At 32.5% G+C, this 15,381-nt stretch carries 14 protein-coding genes; 9 read left to right on the top strand and 5 right to left on the bottom strand.

Going from position 1 to position 15,381, the window contains the following annotated elements; genetic code table 11:
• Nucleotides 1-27: 27 nt before the first annotated feature.
• The 4 genes from ABD766_RS11950 to ABD766_RS11935 form a co-directional block, all read right to left on the bottom strand.
• Nucleotides 28-2,052: a M3 family metallopeptidase gene (locus tag ABD766_RS11950; RefSeq protein WP_344816900.1), complete on the bottom strand. Its 2,025-nt coding sequence runs from the start codon at nucleotides 2,050-2,052 to the stop codon at nucleotides 28-30.
• Nucleotides 2,053-2,158: 106 nt separating this feature from the next.
• Nucleotides 2,159-2,644 (bottom strand): 5-(carboxyamino)imidazole ribonucleotide mutase, encoded by a 486-nt coding sequence (gene purE / locus ABD766_RS11945; protein WP_344816899.1) that lies wholly within the window; start codon nucleotides 2,642-2,644, stop codon nucleotides 2,159-2,161.
• 67 nt (nucleotides 2,645-2,711) lie between these two features.
• On the bottom strand, nucleotides 2,712-3,875 hold the full coding sequence (locus ABD766_RS11940; RefSeq protein ID WP_344816933.1) for a 5-(carboxyamino)imidazole ribonucleotide synthase: 1,164 nt from the start codon (nucleotides 3,873-3,875) through the stop codon (nucleotides 2,712-2,714).
• A 41-nt stretch (nucleotides 3,876-3,916) separates the two neighbouring features.
• On the bottom strand, nucleotides 3,917-4,450 hold the full coding sequence (locus ABD766_RS11935) for a hypothetical protein (RefSeq protein WP_344816898.1): 534 nt from the start codon (nucleotides 4,448-4,450) through the stop codon (nucleotides 3,917-3,919).
• Between the two features lie 100 nt (nucleotides 4,451-4,550).
• Between ABD766_RS11935 and hpt the strand changes: the two genes are divergently transcribed.
• The 7 genes from hpt (at nucleotide 4,551) to ABD766_RS11900 (ending at nucleotide 13,127) form a co-directional block, all read left to right on the top strand.
• Complete coding sequence (hpt, locus tag ABD766_RS11930) at nucleotides 4,551-5,081, top strand: hypoxanthine phosphoribosyltransferase (protein ID WP_344816897.1); 531 nt, start codon at nucleotides 4,551-4,553, stop codon at nucleotides 5,079-5,081.
• Nucleotides 5,082-5,171: 90 nt separating this feature from the next.
• On the top strand, nucleotides 5,172-5,744 hold the full coding sequence (locus tag ABD766_RS11925) for an adenylate kinase (protein WP_344816896.1): 573 nt from the start codon (nucleotides 5,172-5,174) through the stop codon (nucleotides 5,742-5,744).
• A gap of 171 nt (nucleotides 5,745-5,915) precedes the next feature.
• Nucleotides 5,916-7,145, top strand: coding sequence for a hemolysin family protein (locus ABD766_RS11920; protein WP_425556583.1), 1,230 nt, complete (start codon nucleotides 5,916-5,918; stop codon nucleotides 7,143-7,145).
• Nucleotides 7,146-7,292: 147 nt separating this feature from the next.
• Nucleotides 7,293-8,327: a GTPase ObgE gene (gene obgE, locus ABD766_RS11915; protein WP_344816894.1), complete on the top strand. Its 1,035-nt coding sequence runs from the start codon at nucleotides 7,293-7,295 to the stop codon at nucleotides 8,325-8,327.
• 239 nt (nucleotides 8,328-8,566) lie between these two features.
• Nucleotides 8,567-10,717, top strand: a complete 2,151-nt coding sequence (locus tag ABD766_RS11910; RefSeq protein ID WP_344816893.1) for a S46 family peptidase — start codon at nucleotides 8,567-8,569, stop codon at nucleotides 10,715-10,717.
• Nucleotides 10,718-11,012: 295 nt separating this feature from the next.
• On the top strand, nucleotides 11,013-11,702 hold the full coding sequence (locus ABD766_RS11905) for a tetratricopeptide repeat protein (protein WP_344816892.1): 690 nt from the start codon (nucleotides 11,013-11,015) through the stop codon (nucleotides 11,700-11,702).
• Nucleotides 11,703-11,771: 69 nt separating this feature from the next.
• Entirely contained in the window at nucleotides 11,772-13,127 is a 1,356-nt protein-coding gene (locus ABD766_RS11900; RefSeq protein WP_344816891.1) for a UDP-N-acetylmuramate--L-alanine ligase, read from the top strand.
• A 55-nt stretch (nucleotides 13,128-13,182) separates the two neighbouring features.
• Here ABD766_RS11900 and ABD766_RS11895 read toward each other — a convergent pair whose 3' ends face one another.
• On the bottom strand, nucleotides 13,183-13,824 hold the full coding sequence (locus tag ABD766_RS11895; RefSeq protein WP_344816890.1) for a DUF1287 domain-containing protein: 642 nt from the start codon (nucleotides 13,822-13,824) through the stop codon (nucleotides 13,183-13,185).
• A gap of 183 nt (nucleotides 13,825-14,007) precedes the next feature.
• On the opposite strand from ABD766_RS11895, the gene radC reads away from it, so the two are divergent.
• Together radC and ABD766_RS11885 are read left to right on the top strand one after the other, a co-directional pair.
• Nucleotides 14,008-14,691, top strand: a complete 684-nt coding sequence (gene radC, locus ABD766_RS11890; RefSeq protein WP_344816889.1) for a RadC family protein — start codon at nucleotides 14,008-14,010, stop codon at nucleotides 14,689-14,691.
• A 59-nt stretch (nucleotides 14,692-14,750) separates the two neighbouring features.
• Nucleotides 14,751-15,380 (top strand): ABC transporter ATP-binding protein, encoded by a 630-nt coding sequence (locus ABD766_RS11885; RefSeq protein ID WP_344816888.1) that lies wholly within the window; start codon nucleotides 14,751-14,753, stop codon nucleotides 15,378-15,380.
• The last annotated feature ends 1 nt before the right edge of the window (nucleotide 15,381 follow it).

Genomic DNA, 15,381 nt, shown 5'->3' with positions numbered 1-15,381 from the left:
CGTACTTTGTATTTCGAACCTCGTATTTTATAACAACCCAGCTCGTTTCAACAACGCATCAGCCTTTGGTTCTTGACCACGAAATTTTTTATATAATTCCATTGGTAATTCGGTGCCTCCTTTTGAAAGTACGTTGTCTTTGAATTTAGTGGCCACTTCTTTATTGAAAATTCCTTTTTCTTGGAAATAAGCAAAAGCATCAGCATCTAAAACTTCTGCCCATTTGTAACTGTAATATCCAGAAGAATAGCCACCTTGGAATATGTGTGAAAACGAAGTACTCATGCAATTTTCAGCTACATCAGGATATAAACTTGTGCCTTCCATAGCTTGTTTTTCAAAAGCTTTTACATCAGCAATTGTTTGAGATTTTCCGTGATACGTCATATCTAAAATACCGAAACTCAATTGACGTAACGTTGCCATTCCTTCTAAGAAACTCGCACTTTCTTTGATTTTTTCTACATATTCTTGCGGAATAATTTCACCTGTTTCGTAGTGTTTAGCAAATAAAGCCAATGCTTCTGGTTCGTAACACCAATTTTCCATCACTTGACTTGGTAATTCCACAAAATCCCAATAAACAGAAGTTCCAGATAAACTTGGATAGGTTGTGTTGGCTAACATTCCATGTAACGCATGACCAAATTCGTGGAATAATGTTGTTACTTCATTGAAGGTTAGGAGTGAAGGTTTCGTTTCTGTTGGTGGAGTAAAATTACAAACGATAGAAACGTGTGGTCTTTCATTAATTCCATTTTTCACTGCTTGCGATTTATAAGAAGTCATCCAAGCGCCATTTCGTTTTCCTTTTCTTGGAAAAAAATCGGAATAGAAAATGGCAACTAAATTTCCTTCAAAGTCTAAAACTTCAAAAGTTTGCACATCTTCATGGTATTTGTCTATATCAAAAACTTCTTTGAATGTGATTCCGAATAGTTTTTCAGCGATAGTAAAAGCTCCATTTAAAACATTTTCTAACTTGAAATACGGTTTTAAAATCTCATCATCAAAGTTGAATAGTTTTTGTTTCAATTTTTCTGAATAATAAGCACCATCCCATTTTTCCAATTTTTCAATTCCGTCTAATTCTTTTGCGAAAGCTGTTAGTTGTGCAAATTCTTTTTGGGAAGCAGGTTTTGCTTTTTCTAATAAATCATTCAAAAAAGAAAGTACTTTTTCAGGATTTTGAGCCATTCGTTCTTCCAAAACAAAATCAGAATGCGATTTGTATCCTAATAAATTAGCTCGTTTATGACGTAATTCAACAATACGTTTCACGTTTTCTTTGTTGTCAAATTCGTTATCTTGAAATGATTTTTTTCCGGCTGCAATTGCGATTTCTTTGCGTAATTCACGATTTTCAACATAAGTCACAAAAGGCAAATAACTTGGGAAATCTAAAGTAAAAACCCAACCTTCCAATTCTTTTGATTTTGCCAAACTTGCTGCCATTTCTTTAGCACCATCAGGCAAACCTTTTAAATCTTCTTCGTTAGTTATATGCAGTTGATAATTATTGGTTTCTGCCAAAACATTTTCGCCATAAGTCAATTTTATTTTGGCTAATTCGGTATCAATTTCACGTAATTTTAATTTGTCTTCTTCATTCAATAAAGCTCCATTTCTAGAAAATCCTTTAAATTTTTTATCTAATAATGTTGCTTGTTCAGTAGTTAAAGTTAACGAATCTTTTTGATCGTAAACTGCTTTTACTCGTTTGAATAAATCTTCATTTAAAGCGATATCATTACTAAATTCAGTCAACAACGGAGAAACTTCTTGAGCGATTTTTTGCATTTCGTCACAAGTTTCTGCCGAATTCAAATTGAAGAAAATCGATGACAATCTATCCAATTGTTCGCCAGAAAAATCTAAAGCAACAATAGTATTTTCAAATGTTGGAGCTTCAGAATTTGTAATTATTGCATCAATTTCGGCTTTTGCTTTTGCGATATTTTCGATAAAAGCAGGTTTGTAATCTTCTAGTTTTATTTGCGAAAAAGGTGCGGTGTTATGTTTGGTGTTGAATATTGAGGTTAAGATTTTCATTATAACAATTTGTTTTTATATTTTTTAACCATTAAGAGATTAAGTATCATTAAGAAAAAAGGCTAACCAAAATCTTAATTTTTCTTAATCTCTTAATGATTTAATTTTATTTTTTCAATTCAGATGCAGCTTTGTTTACAGCTTCTTTCAGACTTTCTTTATAGAAAATTATTTTGTCAAGTACACAATTATCATGACTTCCAATGATTTGTGCTGCTAGAATTCCGGCATTTTTTGATCCGTTTAACGCAACTGTTGCAACAGGAACGCCACCAGGCATTTGAAGAATCGATAAAACCGAATCCCAACCATCAATAGAATTACTAGATTTTACAGGAACTCCAATTACAGGAAGTGGAGACATTGAAGCAACCATTCCAGGTAAATGAGCCGCGCCACCAGCACCAGCAATAATTACTGAAATACCGCGAGTGTGGGCGTTTTTACTAAAATCAAATAATTTTTCTGGTGTTCTGTGTGCCGAAACAATATCAACCTCAGTTTCGATGTCAAATCCTTTTAAAATGTCGATGGCTTCTTGCATTACAGGCATATCCGAAATGCTTCCCATTATGATGGCTACTTTACTCATTTATTTTTTTGTTTCAAGTTTAAGGTTTCAAGTTTATTTGGTTTTTAAATCTGCCAACTGTGACTGATTACTGCGACTGACCACTAATCACTCTAATACTATTCTTAACTTCCTCTGCAACTTTCCTAGCTTCAACCATATTCTCATTCACTATTGTAACGTGTCCCATTTTTCTGAAAGGTCTTGTTTCTCTTTTACCGTAAATATGTGGTGTTACACCATCAATTGCCATTATTTTTTCAATGTTTTCGTAAATCACTTGACCCGAAAAACCTTCTTCGCCGACCAAATTTACCATAATTCCGGCAACTTTGCTAGCTGTGGTTCCTAAAGGTAAATCTAAAATAGCGCGCAAATGATTTTCAAATTGCGAAGTATAACTCGCTTCTATCGAATAATGTCCCGAATTGTGTGGTCTTGGAGCAACTTCGTTTACCAAAATTTCATCGTCTTCTGTTTGAAACATTTCTACTGCTAATAATCCAACGTGATTGAAAGCTTCTGAAACTTTTAAGGCAATTTCAGTAGCTTTTTGAGCCACTTTCTCGTCAATTCGTGCAGGACAAATCACATATTCTACTTGATTGGCTTCGGGATGAAATTCCATTTCAACCACAGGATAGGTTTTCACTTCCCCAGAAACTGATCGAGCAACAATTACAGCCAATTCATTTTTAAACGGAACCATTTGTTCTGCAATGCATTCCACTTCGGGTAAATTAATTAAATCTATTGTTGAGCGAACTATTTTTACGCCGTTTCCATCGTAACCAAATTGAGCACATTTCCATACAAAAGGAAATTCTAATTCGTCTTTTTCTAAAGATTTTCTCAAATCATTTAAATCGACAAATCGTTGATGAGGTGAAGTTGGAATGTTATTTTCAACATAAAAATCTTTTTGGCGACCTTTATTCTGAATCAAACGCAATGTTTTTGGTGAAGGAAATATTGGTAATCCTTCTGATTCCAAAACGTCTAAAGCATCTAGATTTACGTTTTCGATTTCGATGGTTAACAAATTTACCATTTTTCCAAATTGGTAAACGGTGTCATAATCCATCAAACTTCCTTTATAAAAAGCATTGCAACTGTATCTTGCCGGAGCTTCTTCGCTTGGTTCTAAAACCAAAGTTTGTATATCGAATTTTCTAGTTTCGGTCAATAGCATTTTGCCTAATTGTCCGCCACCGAGAATTCCTAACTTAAAATCGGATGAGAAATAATTCATTTGTTGTTGTAGTTGTTTGCGCAAAGATAAACATTTGAAAATTATTTTAATCGCTTCAAAATATCTTTCACCGCCGATTTATAAGCAGGAGTTTGGTGACTACAATCTCTTTGAAGTAAAACTTTTAATTCATCATTAACCCAAGTATGTTTTTTGCCGAGGTTGTACAAAGTTCGCATTGTGTATGCAGCATTTGCGGCTTTGTTGGATTCAATCAACCAATCTAAACAAGTCTCAATTATCTTTTCTTCTTGATTTTCGGTCAAAGTGTATTTTTTAGAATTGGATAGAAATAAGCAAATTTTAGAAATCGAACGTATGGCAGAATCATTTTTATAATAAGGTAAAGTCTCGCAAAAATCTTCTAAAAAAGGTAAAAATAAATCCATTTTTTCTTCACATATCAATTCCAAAATCCAACACGCTTTATGGTGATTTTTGTCCTTACTATTAAATGCAATTTCTAATAAATACTTTAAATAATCAGGATTGGCAAAGACGAAATCTTTATTGTCATCTCTACTTTTCCTATGTGCTGTGCTTTTAGCGATTTGATTGTAATAAGTTGCATTCATTTTGTAAATATATTAAATTAACAAAAAAATCTTAATACTTGATACTTAATACTTAATACTTCACTAAATTTGCTCCTTTATTTTTTAAAACAACAACACAATGATACATCTTCACGATAAAACTTTCGAGCCATTTATTTCTTCAGAAGAAATTGATTTTGCAATTGCAAATATGGCCAAACAAATGGATGACGATTTTTTTGATGAAGTTCCAGTTTTTGTTGGGATTTTAAATGGTTCCTTTATGGTAATGTCCGATTTGATGAAACATTACAGAGGAATGTGTGAAGTGAGTTTTATGAAAATGGCTTCTTACGAAGGAACACAATCTACAAATGACGTAAAACAACTAATCGGAATCAACGAAAACCTTGAAGGAAGAACCGTTGTAATTGTTGAAGATATTGTAGATACAGGAAATACAATTGAAGAATTGAAAGCAATTTTTAAAGAAAAAGGAGTAAAGCATTTAAAAATCGCAACTTTATTCTTCAAACCTGAAGCATACAAAAAAGATATTAAAATTGATTACGTAGGTATTAGAATTCCTAACAAATTTATAGTCGGATATGGTTTAGACTACGATGGTTTAGGAAGAAACCTAGCAGACGTTTATCAATTAGCACAATAAGCAAGTATTAAGATTGGAGTATTAAGTATTAAGATTTTCCAAATTTTGGAATTTGGAATTTAAAATTTTGGAATTTAAAATAATTATAAAATGATCAACATCGTTCTTTTCGGAAAACCAGGTGCAGGAAAAGGCACACAAGCTGAATTTTTAAAAGAAAAATACAATTTAACACATCTTTCAACAGGAGATATTTTTAGATTTAACATCAAAAATGATACTGATTTAGGAAAATTAGCCAAAACATTTATGGACAAAGGCGATTTAGTTCCAGATGAAGTAACCATTCAAATGTTGCAAAGCGAAGTTGATAAAAATCCATATTCGGCAGGATTTTTATTTGATGGTTTCCCAAGAACGTTAGCACAAGCAGAAGCTTTAGATAAATTTTTAGAATCTAAAAATCAAAATATTACGGCTACTGTTGCACTTGAAGCAGATGATAATATTCTTGTAGCTCGTTTATTAGAAAGAGGAAAAACATCAGGACGACCAGACGATCAAGACGAAGAAAAAATCAGAAATCGTTATGATGAATACAACCAAAAAACAGCACCTTTGATGGATTATTACAAATCTCAAGGTAAATTTCACGCTGTAAATGGTATCGGAACTATCTTGGAAGTTAACGAACGATTGAATCAAATTTTCGATAAATTATAGTCTAAAGAATTGACTTGGAGATAAATTTCGAGCATTCAATTTTTTTTCAGATATTTGCACTCACAAAAGGAGCTATTTCCGATAATAGGGATTTATGCTCTTTTTTTGTAATTTTAAACTATGGAAATTTTAATAATACTTTTTCTAATCATTTTAAATGGTGTTTTTTCAATGTCAGAAATCGCATTGATTTCAGCAAGAAAAAACCGATTAGAAACGGCTGCTAAAAAAGGAAATGCCAATGCCAAAGCGGCTTTAGACTTGGCAAATTCACCAAACGAATTTTTATCAACAGTTCAAATTGGAATCACATTAATCGGAATTCTAACCGGTATTTATTCAGGTGATAAAATAACAACCGATGTTCAAAATTTTGTAGCATCATTTGAATCATTAAAACCTTACGCCAATTCAATTGCAGTTGGAATTGTAGTAGTAACTTTAACTTTTTTCTCTTTAGTTTTAGGTGAATTATTACCAAAAAGAATCGGATTAAATTATCCAGAATCAATTGCAAAAGCCGTTGCTGTTCCAATGAAAATTGTTTCTAAAGTTACTATGCCGTTTATTTGGTTACTAACAACTTCTACAGATTTTTTACTTAAAATATTGCAAATAAAACCAACTGCAGACGGAAAAGTAACCGAAGAAGAAATCAAAGCAATTATTAAAGAAGGTACAGAAGGCGGAGAAATTCAAGAAATTGAACATGATATTGTGGAACGCGTTTTTCACATTGGCGATAGAAAAGTAAATTCGTTAATGACGCACAGAAATTCTATTGTTTACTTGTCTTACGAAGATTCTGTTCAAGAAATAAAAGACAAAGTTCTTGACGAATTACACTCGTTTTATCCAGTTTGTGAAGACAATCTTGATGATGTTGAAGGAATTGTTCTTCTAAAAGATTTATTTGTAAGTTTTGAAAAAGGTGGTGAGTTTGATTTGAAGAAAATAACTAAAGAACCAGTTTATTTCATCGAACATACTTCAGCTTATAAAGCACTTGAAAATTTTAAAATTTCTAAAGTGCATTATGCTTTAGTAACCGATGAACACGGAGTTTTTCAAGGAATTATTACATTAAATGATATTCTAGAAGCCTTAGTTGGTGATGCTGCCGATTTCTACGAAGATGAATTTAAAATTGTTGCTCGCGAAGACGGAAGTTGGTTGGTTGACGGACATTATTCGTTACACGATTTTCTAACGTATTTCGATATGGACGATTTAATAGGTGATTATGAAGTAACAACCGTAAGCGGATTAATCGTAACAGAGTTAGGAATCATTCCAAAACAAGGACAAAAACTTATTTGGAACAAGCTAGAATTTGAAGTAATAGATATGGATGGCGTTAAAATTGACAAAGTTCTAGTTACCAATATTAAAATTAATTAAATAAGTATTCAGTGTTCAGTTCTCAGTTCTCAGTTTTCTGATGAATTGAATTTGTTCATTGAAAAAATAAATAGTGAAAGGTGAAAGTATTGTTTTAGATAATCTAAATCACTGAATACTGAACACTGAACACTGAACACTAATAAAATGACAGAAGGAAATTTTGTAGACTACGTAAAAATATATGTTACTTCCGGAAAAGGAGGAAAAGGTTCTACGCATTTACATAGAGAAAAATTTATTGAAAAAGGCGGTCCAGATGGTGGTGATGGTGGTCGTGGTGGACACGTTTATATAAAAGGAAACAAAAACCTTTGGACCTTATTCCATTTGAAATTTGTAAAACACATGCGTGCTGGTCATGGTGGCGATGGAGGAAGTTCGAGAAGTACTGGTCACGATGGAGAAGATAAATACGTTGAAGTACCACTTGGAACCGTTGTAAAAGATATCGAAACAGGAGAAATTCTTTTTGAAATTACAGAACACGGAGAAGAAAGAATTTTGGCTCAAGGAGGAAAAGGAGGTTTAGGAAATTGGCATTTTAGAAGTTCAACTAATCAAACACCAAGATATTCTCAACCCGGAATGCCTTCAACAGAATTGGATGTTATTCTAGAATTAAAAGTTCTTGCCGATGTTGGTTTAGTAGGTTTTCCTAATGCAGGAAAATCAACTTTGCTTTCTGTTTTAACTTCAGCTAAACCAAAAATTGCAGATTATCCTTTTACAACTTTAAAACCTAATTTAGGAATTGTTGCTTACAGAGAGTTTCAATCGTTTGTAATTGCAGATATTCCAGGAATCATTGAAGGTGCAGCTGAAGGAAAAGGATTAGGACATTATTTCTTGCGTCATATCGAAAGAAATTCAACGCTGTTATTCTTGGTTCCAGCTGATGCTGATGATATCAAAAAAGAATACGAAATTCTATTAGACGAATTACGTCGTTACAATCCAGAAATGTTAGATAAAGACAGACTTTTAGTAATCTCAAAATGCGATATGCTTGATGATGAATTAAAAGCCGAAATGAAACAACTTTTAGATAAATCCAAACTCGGAATTCCTTATATGTTCATTTCATCTGTTGCACAACAAGGTTTGACTGAATTAAAAGACAAACTTTGGGAAATGCTAAATGTTGAAGATGAAAAGCCAGAGAACAGCCACGGTTTGTAAGATATTTCTAAATAAAGTAAAGCTTCGAAATTTTCGAGGCTTTTTTTGTGTTTTGATTTCCTAAAGTAAAGTTAAAATTAACTTATTAATTCAGGTTTTCGACCTTAAAATTTAAATAATCCTTAAAAAACCGTAATTTCGCAACACTAAAATTCTGCAATATTCAATTCAAAGTGTAACAAATTGCATTTTAAATAGACTATTAGCTAAAAAACAATTAACCTTTTATATTTTCAATTATGAAGAAAATTTTATTATCCTTAATTGCTGCCATTATGCTTGTTCCAACAAGTGTTAAGGCTGACGAAGGAATGTGGTTTTTAATGTTCATCGAACGTTTAAATCACCGCGATATGCAAAAAATGGGCTTGCAATTGACAGCCGAAGAAATCTACAGCATCAACAATCATAGTTTGAAAGATGCTATTGTACAATTCAACGGAGGTTGTACTGCAGAAATCATCTCTAAAGATGGTTTAGTTTTAACAAATCACCACTGTGGTTATGACGCAATTGCAGAATTATCAAGTGCTGAGAAAAATTATTTGAAAGATGGTTACTGGGCTGCCAACAGAAAAGCAGAGATTAAACCATCTAGCTTATACGTTCGTTTTTTCGTTAGAATGGATGACTGTACTAAAAGAATTTTAGCAGTTGTAAATCCTTCTATGAGTGAAGCTGATAGAGAAAAAGCGATTAACGCTGAAATTGCTAAAATTGAAAAAGAAAATAACGAAGGCGGAAAATATACGGTTTCTGTTCGTCCATTTTTTCAAGGAAATGAATACTACTATTTTGTTTACCAAGATTATAAAGACGTTCGTTTAGTTGGAACTCCACCAGAAAGTTTAGGAAAATTTGGTGGTGATACGGACAACTGGGAATGGCCACGTCATACGGCAGATTTCTCTATGTTTAGAGTTTATGCTAATGCAGATGGTTCTCCAGCAGAATATTCTGAAAATAACGTTCCATTAAAACCAAAACATTACTTACCTGTTAATTTAGGTGGTGTTAAAGAAAATGACTTTGCAATGATTCTTGGATATCCAGGAAGAACCAACCGTTGGATGCCAGCAGCTGGAATTGAGCAAAATGTAAAATTTGCATATCCTGCATGGGTTGAAGGAGCAAAAACTGGTATGGATGGAATGAAAAAATACATGAACCAAAGTGATGCTTTGAATCTTGTATACGCTTCAAAATATGCTTCAACTGCTAATTACTGGAAAAACCGTCAAGGAATGATTGATGCTTTGTCAAAATTTGGAACAGCAAAATCTAAAGCAGCTCAAGAAGCTAAGTTTGATAAATGGGCTAACAAAGCAGCTAACAAAGCTAAATACGGAAACGTAGTTTCAACTATTAATAAATATTATGCTATGACGAATGAGAAATCTCGTCATGATAACTACTTGCAACAATTATTCAGAACATCATCTTTTGGAACTATCGGAAGAAGTTTAGGAAGACAATTAGATAATTACGTTAAAGCAGATGCTGCTAAACGTGCTACAATGGCACCTCAAATCACTGAGATGGCTACAGAAATGTTTAAAGAATTACACATTCCTGCAGAAAAAGATATTCTTGCAGCTCAATTGAAAACATACGCAACTAAATCAATAGGTTATGACATTGCGCCGATGGTAAAACAAATTGGTGATGCTAATAATAATGATTTTACTAAATATGTAAATGCTGCTTTCGATTTAAGTATTTTTACCTCAGTTGATAGAATTAAAGCTTTCTTAGATTTACCAAGTGAAGCTATGTTAGCAAGTGATCCTTTATATGCATTATCAAATGATATGGTTGCTCATTTTGGAAAAAGATCAGATGAATTAGCTAAAGCTCAAAATGATTATGCTGCTTCTTTCCGTTTATTGGTTGAAGGTTTGAGAGAATCTAAAATTGGGGCTATCAAATATCCAGACGCTAACTCTACTTTACGTTTAACTTACGGAAAAGTTCGTTCGCTTCCTGCAGACAAAAGAAATGATGCAACAATAAATAATTATACAACACTTGCAGGTCAAGTTAAAAAATACAAAAAAGGAGATCAAGAATTTGATTTACCAGCTCGTGTTTTAGAAATGAACAAAAACAAAGATTTCGGTCGTTATGCAGATAAAGACGGTTCGCTTCACGTGAATTTCTTAACAGATAATGATATCACAGGAGGAAACTCAGGTTCGCCAGTTCTTAACGGAAAAGGAGAATTAATCGGACTAGCTTTCGACGGAAACATCGAGGCTATGGCTGGTGACGTAATCTTTGATAACAAACTACAAAGAACCATCAACGTAGATATTCGTTATGTTCTTTGGGTAATTGAAAATTTCTCAGGTGCTAAACACATCGTTGACGAAATGACTTTGGTAAGATAAATCAAAGTACGAAGTACAAAATACGAATTACGAAATAATCGTAAAATAGTAACTCCGAATTAAGCAATTAGTTCGGAGTTTTTTTTATCTGAACTTGTTTCAGATTCTCATTCAGTTAATTTGGGAGCGAATGGCTCGGGAATTTTTGGTGTCCATATTCCTGCTTTTTGCACTGCATGGCAGTAACTGCAATCAAGGGCTAGGTAGCAATTGTATCGAACAAATGTTAAGTTCTTTAAAACACATTCATCTTTAATACATAACTTTTCTTATTTTTGAAAAATAATAACAACCCATGAAATTTCTACCTTTTTTATTTCTTCTAATTTCCTTCAATATGATGGCAGAAACTGATTTTGAAAAAGCAGAAAAACTCTACAAACAAGAAAAGTACGATCAAGCCAAAACTCTTTTTGAAAGTTATTTAAAATCCAATCCAAATCACTACAAAACAGTTGAATATCTTGGCGATATTGCTGGACATCAAAAAAAATGGGACGAAGCCATCAAACAATATAAAGTTTTAAAAACTCAGTTTCCTAAAACAGCCAATTATTGGTACAAATATGGTGGAGCTCTCGGAATGAAAGCTAAATCAGTCAATAAATTCAAGGCATTAGGAATGATAGATGATGTAGAAAATGCCTTTCTTACTGCTGCAAAATTAGATGTAAAACACATAGATTCACGTTGGGCATTAGTGATGCTTTACATAGAATTACCAGGAATTGTTGGCGGAAGCGAATCTAAAGCTGTAAAATATTCTAACGAATTAATGGAACTTTCTAAAGTAGATGGCTACCTTTCCAAAGGTTACATCGACGAATATTTCAATCGTTATAAAAAAGCAGAAGCAAATTATATAAAAGCACACGAAATTGGCAATTCAAAAACCACTTTTCAAAAATTATATAATTTATATTTGAATAAAATTAAAGATAAAGCGAAAGCAACAAAGTTAAAAGAACAATTCGATAAAAAATAACAAAACTCAAATTCCAAATTCGAATAATTATAGGTTTGGGATTTGGAATTTTAATAATTGGAATTTCAAATGCGTACACATTTCATAGCCATTGGCGGTGCAGCCATGCACAATTTAGCACTAGCATTACACAATAAAGGATATCAAGTTACAGGAAGCGACGACGCTATTTTTGAGCCATCAAAATCACGTTTAGAAAAAAAAGGTTTATTGCCTATTGAAATGGGTTGGTTTCCAGAAAAAATCACTCAAGATATTGAAGCTATCATTTTAGGAATGCACGCAAAAGCAGACAATCCAGAGTTGCTAAAAGCTAAAGAATTAGGATTGAAAATCTATTCTTATCCTGAATTTTTATACGAGCAATCTAAAAATAAGACAAGAGTTGTAATTGGTGGTTCACATGGAAAAACGACCATAACTTCAATGATTTTGCACGTAATGCATTATCATAATATCGAAGTTGATTATATGGTTGGAGCTCAGTTAGAAGGATTTGATACGATGGTTCATCTTACAGAGACTAACGATTTTATTGTCCTAGAAGGTGATGAATATTTATCTTCACCAATAGACAGACGACCAAAATTTCATTTGTATCAGCCTAATATTGCTTTGCTTTCCGGAATTGCTTGGGATCATATTAATGTGTTTCCAACCTTTGAAAATTATGTAGAGCAATTTGAAATATTTGTAAATCAAATTACAAAAGGTGGAATTCTTGTTTACAATGAAGAAGACGAAACCGTTAAAAAAGTAGCCGAAAATTCTGAAAATCCAATAAGAAAAATTGCATATCAAACACCAAGTTACACGGTTGAAGACGGAACGACTTTGCTTGATACACCAGAAGGACCAATGCCAATTGAAGTTTTTGGAGCACACAATTTAAACAATCTAGCAGGAGCAAAATGGATTTGCCAAAATATGGGTGTTGATGAAGTCGATTTCTACGAAGCCATTGCCAGTTTTAAAGGAGCAAGTAAACGTCTAGAAAAAATTGCTGAAGGGAAAGGAAAAGTAGCTTACAAAGATTTTGCTCATTCACCAAGTAAGGTTTCAGCAACTACAAAAGCAGTTAAGAATCAATATCCAGATAGAACTTTGATTGCATGTTTAGAATTACATACTTATAGTAGTTTAAACGCAGAATTTCTAAAGGAATATCAAGGCGCACTAGACGCAGCGGATGTTGCCGTAGTTTTCTATTCTCCAGATGCTGTAAAAATCAAGCAACTAGAAGAAGTAACTTACGATCAAATTGCACAATCATTTCAAAGAGAAGATTTAATAATTTATACAAATCCAGCCGATTTTAAGAATTTCTTATTCAGTCAAAACTTTGATAACTCCGCTTTATTGTTAATGAGTTCAGGTAATTATGGAGGATTGAATTTTGATGAAGTGAAGGAGTTGATGAAGTAAAATAATGTAGAAATGAATTAATATGTCAATGTGAAAATGTAGTAATTGAATATTATTATATTTTCACATTGACATATTTATAATGTCCAACAATATCATAACTAAACAAACAATCTTCCAAAACCTGTCCGCCTCCAATATTGTGAACTAATAAAGGTCGTTTTCCGTCAGATGATTTTTTGTTAGTTACAATTCCAATATGAGGTAGTTTTCCATTAATCATCCAAGTTACAATTTCGCCTGTTTTATAATCGTTTGGATTATTTGAAACTTCTAATTTTTTGCCTTTTCGTTCAAAAAACACTTCAAGATTCGGAACTCTTCTATGATCAATATTAGTATCTGTTTTTTTTAAACCCCATTTGGTTGGATATTTCGAAAAGTTGGCTTTCATATCTTCGTGAACTTCTTTTTGCAAATCAATTCCAAGTTTTCGGTAGGCACGAATTACAACGTCTGAACAAACTCCAGTTTTGGCAGGAACATCTCCATTTGGATATTTTAAAGAAACATAATTTGGAGTGTAAACTACATTTTCATCAATAATTGAAATTGCAGCATTCGATAATTTTTCTTCAAAAGTAGAAGGATTTTCAATCGTTGCAACTGAAATTTTTTCAGTTTTCAAATTATTTTTTTCAGCTTTTTTGCATCCAAAAGAAAATAAAATCACAAGAAGAATTAAAGGTAGTTTCATATGTAAATATTATTTTATTATTGGTGCATATGTATCGCTATTTTCATAGGTGTTTGCATTCGCAAACACGAGTTTAGGGCGATTTCATGAATTGTTTTTTATTCAAACGAAAATTCTAATCATTTTATTTTGAACTCTTTAAAAAAATATAGTTCTTTGTGATTTATAAACGCCAAAATAATTATGTACACACCTATCAATCAATGGGCTGAAGACGATCGCCCAAGAGAAAAATTTCTACTAAAAGGAAAATCTTCCTTATCAGATTCCGAATTACTTGCTATTTTAATTGGTTCCGGCTCTAGAAATGAAAGCGCAGTGCAACTTTGTCAACGCATTTTATTTTCTGTCGATAATAATTTAAATCAACTCGGAAAATTATCAATCCAAAAACTTACCGAATTCAAAGGAATTGGTGAAGCAAAAGCAATCACTATCGCCGCAGCATTAGAATTAGGAAGAAGAAGACGAACCGAAGATGCAGAGGAGCTTAAAAAAATAACCTCAAGCAAAGCCGTTTTCGAAATTATGCAACCCATAATTGGCGAATTACCTCATGAAGAATTTTGGATTTTATATTTGAATAATTCTAATAAAGTCATTCACAAAGCTCAACTTTCAAAAGGTGGAATTACAGGAACGGTAGTCGATAGTAGAATTGTTTTTAAAACGGCTTTTGAACAAAATGCAACCTCCATTATTTTAACTCATAATCATCCATCAGGAAAATTAGTTGCAAGTGATGCCGACAAAGAAATTACTCAAAAGTTAAAAATGGCAGGTAAGCAATTAGATATATATGTTTTAGATCATATCATTGTTACTGAAACAGGTTATTATAGCTTTCAAGACGAAGGCATATTTTAAGAAAATAGTAAGAAAATAAATGATTTTGTTTGAGTAACTTGCAACATATTTTTTTCATAATGCTACAAACAAAAAATCTAACTTTTTTCTACAATAAAGATACGCAATTTACTTTTCCAGAATTGAGTTGTGACGCTTCAAAGGTACTTTTGATTACAGGAAATTCAGGGAAAGGAAAAACTACTTTACTGCATCTTTTGGCAGGATTATTACGTCCAAAAGATGGTGAGATTATTATCGAAAATATTGATATTATTTCGCTTTCTGAAAAACAGTTGGATCAGTTTAGAGGAAAGAATATTGGTTTGATTTTGCAACAATCTCATTTTATAGCATCAATGACAGTTCTAGAAAATGTAGTTTTAGCTTCGTGGTTGGCAACAGGAAAAAAAGCCATTGCAAAAGCTGAAAAATTATTATCTGAATTAGATTTAGAAAATCAAAAAAACAAATTACCTTCTCAATTGAGTATTGGTCAACAACAAAGAGTTTCTATTGCAAGAGCTTTAATAAATGAACCAAAATTACTTTTGGCAGACGAACCAACATCGAGTTTAGATGATGAAAATGCTTTTAAAGTTGCCGAATTATTAGAAAAATTATCCAAAGAATATAGAGCAGCATTGGTAATTGTAACTCACGATTCTCGATTAAAAAACAAGTTTTCTAACCAAATAAATCTCAATTAAT

Origin of the sequence: Flavobacterium cheonanense (assembly GCF_039539185.1) — a bacterium.
Lineage (GTDB): Bacteria > Bacteroidota > Bacteroidia > Flavobacteriales > Flavobacteriaceae > Flavobacterium > Flavobacterium cheonanense.
This window is presented reverse-complemented; position numbering and strand designations above follow the sequence as displayed.